The following is a 3837-nucleotide window of genomic DNA, read 5'->3' on the forward strand; positions in this document are numbered from 1 at the left end:
CGCCTCCGCCGCAGGGTGCGCCGACGGGGCCGCCGCCTCCGCCGCAGGGTGCGCCCGCCGGCTGGACCGGCGGCCGGCAGGCGCCGCGCCCGGAGACCACGGGCCACATCCAGCTGCCGCCCGGCAACCCCGTCGCGCTGCCCACGCCGCCGCCCGGCACGGCGGCGCCGGACGCCGCGCACGCCGCCGTCGCGGTGCTGCTCATCGGCCCCGCGGGCGCCGGCAAGACCAGCGTCGCCCGGCACTGGGCCGACATCCGCCGCGTGCCCACCGCGCACATCAGCCTGGACGACGTGCGCGAATGGGTCCGCTCCGGCTTCGCCGACCCGCAGCAGGGCTGGAACGACCACTCCGAGGCGCAGTACCGTCTCGCCCGCCGGACCTGCGGCTTCGCCGCGCGCAACTTCCTCGCCAACGGCATCTCCTGCATCCTCGACGACGCCGTCTTCCCCGACCGCCCGGTCGTCGGGCTGGGCGGCTGGAAGCGCCACGTCGGGCCGGGACTGCTGCCGGTCGTCCTGCTGCCCGGCCTGGAGATCGTCCTCGAACGCAACGCGCAGCGCAGCGGCAACCGCCGCCTCAGCGACGAGGAGGTCGCCCGCATCCACGGCCGGATGGCCGGCTGGTACAGCTCGGGCCTGCCGATCATCGACAACTCCAGCCACGACGTCGCCACCACGGCCCGGATGCTCGACGAGGTCGTGGCCCGCAGCCTGGCCAGCCCGCCGGCCTGGTGACGGGCCGCCGGCCCGGTGCGTCCGCGCGCGGCCGTCCGCCGAGGACTCGCGCGCACCCGCACGACCAGGCCGGAAACCCCCACAGACGCGCTCAAAGGGCGCGAGGCCCGGCGTACTCGTACGCTCGGTACATGCCAGACATGTACGCAACCCGACGCGCCCGGTTGCGTGACCGCTATGCCGCGGTCGGCACCGGCGCGGGCGCGACCGACACCGCCGCTGCACTCGTTTCGAGCCCCGCCAACATCCGTTACCTCGCCGGCTGCGCGCCGCGCGGGGCCACGCTGCTGCTGCACGAGGGCGGCGACACCCTGCTCTGTCCCACCGAGCCGACCGGCGATCCGTCCGAGGGGCGCCCCGCCGAGGACCTGCGGGTCAGCCTGCTGCCCGCGCACACCGGCGACCCGGCCGTCGCCGCCGCCGACCTCGCGGCGAAGGCCGGGGCCGAGGCGCTGGCCGTGGAGGAGCACCACCTCACCGTGGCCCGCCACCGTGCGCTGCGCTCCGTCGCGCCCGGGCTGCGCCTCACCGACCTGGGCTGCGCGGTGGAGGCGCAGCGGCTGGTGAAGGACCCCGACGAGATCGCCTGCCTGCGGATCGCTGCCGAGATCACCGACCAGGCCCTCGGCGAGCTGCTGGAGTCGATCCTCGTGGGCCGCACCGAACGCCATCTGGCGCTGGAGCTGGAGCGCCGGCTCGTCGACCACGGCGCGGACGGCCCGGCCTTCCCCACCTCCGTCGCCACGGGCCCGCACTCCGGCCGCCCCGGTCATCTGCCCACGGACCGCCGGGTCGAGGAGGGCGACTTTCTCACCGTGAGCCTGGGCGCCGACTACCGCGGCTACCGCTGCGAGATCGGCCGCACGTTCGTCATCGGCACCACCCCCGCTGACTGGCAGATCGAGCTGTACGACCTCGTCTTCGCAGCCCAGAGGGCCGGCCGGGAGGCCCTGGCGCCGGGTGTGGAGTGCCGCGAAGTGGACCGCGCGGCACGTCAGGTACTGGCGTCCGGGGGCCACGAAGAGGGGCTCGGACCGTGGACCGGGCACGGTGTCGGGCTCGAAATCGCCGAGGACCCTCAGCTGTCACCTGCGGCCATGGGTAAACTGGACGCTTGCGTGCCGGTCACCGTCGATCCTGGGGTACACCTCCCGGGCCGAGGCGGTGTCCGGATCGACGACACACTCGTCGTCCGCCCCGAGGCGGACGGCGGGCCAGAGCTACTCACGATCACGACCAAGGAGCTGCTCGCCCTCTGAGCCTTGACGGGCTCGGAGCGTGCGTCTTCCGGGTCCCCACCACCTGCAGTCCAGGAGATACCGCAACCGTGGCATCCACGAACGACCTCAAGAACGGCATGGTGCTCAAGCTCGAAGGGGGCCAGCTGTGGTCCGTTGTCGAGTTCCAGCACGTCAAGCCCGGCAAGGGCCCGGCCTTCGTCCGTACCAAGCTGAAGAACGTGCTCTCCGGCAAGGTGGTGGACAAGACCTTCAACGCCGGCGTGAAGGTCGAGACGGCCAACGTCGACAAGCGCGGGATGCAGTTCTCGTACATGGACGGCGAGTACTTCGTCTTCATGGACATGGACACCTTCGACCAGCTGCACATCGACCGCAAGGTCGTCGGTGACGCCGCGAACTACCTCATCGAGGGCTTCGAGGCCGTCGTGGCGCAGCACGACGGCGAGGTGCTCTACGTCGAGCTGCCCGCCGCGGTCGAGCTGACCATCAAGGAGACCGAGCCGGGCGTCCAGGGCGACCGCTCCACCGGCGGCACCAAGCCCGCCACGCTGGAGACCGACCACGTCATCCAGGTCCCGCTCTTCATCACCACGGGTGAGAAGATCAAGGTCGACACCCGCTCCGGCGAGTACCTCGGTCGGGTGAACAGCTAACCGTGGCTGCCCGCAACAAGGCCCGCAAGCGCGCCTTCCAGATCCTCTTCGAGGCCGACCAGCGCGGCGCCGACGTGCAGACCGTGCTCGCGGACTGGATGCGGCACGCCCGGACCGACCCCCGGCAGCCCCCGGTCAACGAGTACACCCTCCAGCTCGTCGAGGGGTACGCCGACCACGTCGAGCGGATCGACGAGCTGATCGCGCAGTACGCGGTCGGCTGGACGCTCGACCGGATGCCGGTCGTCGACCGCAACATCCTGCGGCTCGGCGCCTACGAGCTGATCTGGGTGGACGAGACTCCGGACGCGGTCGTGATCGACGAGGCCGTGCAGCTGGCCAAGGAGTTCTCCACCGACGACTCGCCGTCCTTCGTGAACGGCATGCTCGGCCGTCTGAAGGACCTGAAGCCGAGCCTGCGCCGGGGCTGAGACCCGCCGGCAGCGGCTCCGCACGCATCCACCGGGCCCGGAGCGGATCCTTTTCCGCTCCGGGCCCGGTGCCGTTGCGGCGCCTGCCCTGCGTTCGGCCAGATGTCCGCATCTGCCGCACACCGAGCCGCCGGGGACGATCCCGGCACCCTCCTCGCCCGCCTGGACGCCCCGCGCGCCGCCGACCTGCCGGTGCACGGCGGCCGGACCATGGCGTACGACTCCGGGCTGCCCGGCACCGAGGAGCTGGCGGCCGCCGCTCACGCCCGCTTCGCCGGGGTCAACGGCCTGGACATGACGGCCTTCCCGAGCGTCGTCGCACTGGAGAACGACCTCGTGGGCGCCGCGGCCCGGCCGCTGGGCGGCACCGCGGCCACCGCCGGCACCTTTACCAGCGGCGGCACCGAGAGCTGTCTCCTGGCCGTGCTCACGGCGCGTGAGCACGCGCGCCGGACGCGCGGGGTCAGTGCGCCGGAAATGCTCCTGCCCGAGACGGCGCACGCCGCCTTCCACAAGGCCGCGGCGCTCTTCGGACTGCGCGCAGTAACCGTCCCCGTCGACCCCGGCACCCACCGCGTGCGCGCGGCCGACGTCGCGGCCGCGCTGACCGGCCGGACCGCGCTCGTGGTGGTCTCCGCGCCCTCGTACGCGCACGGGGTCATCGACCCGGTGGCGGAGGCGGCCGCGGCCGCGGCGGCACGCGGCGTGCTCTGCCACGTCGACGCCTGCATCGGCGGCTGGTACCTGGGCCAGCTCCGGTTGGGCCGCCGAAGCG

The 3837-nt window shown here is 73.2% G+C and carries 5 protein-coding genes; all 5 read left to right on the top strand.

What is annotated here, in order from left to right; translation table 11 throughout:
• Window positions 1-737 (top strand): AAA family ATPase (locus C3486_RS36300; RefSeq protein ID WP_103837108.1); only part of this gene is annotated, 737 nt, incomplete at its 5' end.
• A gap of 140 nt (window positions 738-877) precedes the next feature.
• A complete protein-coding gene (locus C3486_RS36305; protein WP_103837109.1) occupies window positions 878-1996 on the top strand; it encodes an aminopeptidase P family protein in 1119 nt (372 codons plus the stop codon).
• A 68-nt stretch (window positions 1997-2064) separates the two neighbouring features.
• Window positions 2065-2631, top strand: a complete 567-nt coding sequence (gene efp, locus C3486_RS36310) for an elongation factor P (protein ID WP_103837110.1) — start codon at window positions 2065-2067, stop codon at window positions 2629-2631.
• 2 nt (window positions 2632-2633) lie between these two features.
• A complete protein-coding gene (nusB, locus tag C3486_RS36315) occupies window positions 2634-3062 on the top strand; it encodes a transcription antitermination factor NusB (RefSeq protein ID WP_103837111.1) in 429 nt (142 codons plus the stop codon).
• Window positions 3063-3164: 102 nt separating this feature from the next.
• On the top strand, window positions 3165-3837 hold a 673-nt coding region (locus C3486_RS36320; RefSeq protein WP_258053208.1), incomplete at its 3' end, for an aminotransferase class V-fold PLP-dependent enzyme.

Origin of the sequence: Streptomyces sp. Ru73 (assembly GCF_002920575.1) — a bacterium.
Lineage (GTDB): Bacteria > Actinomycetota > Actinomycetes > Streptomycetales > Streptomycetaceae > Streptomyces.

Bases quoted from the DNA above. Each gene is read 5' to 3' on its own strand.
- C3486_RS36305 (WP_103837109.1), top strand. From the start codon at position 878: ATGTACGCAACCCGACGCGCCCGGTTGCGTGACCGCTATGCCGCGGTC.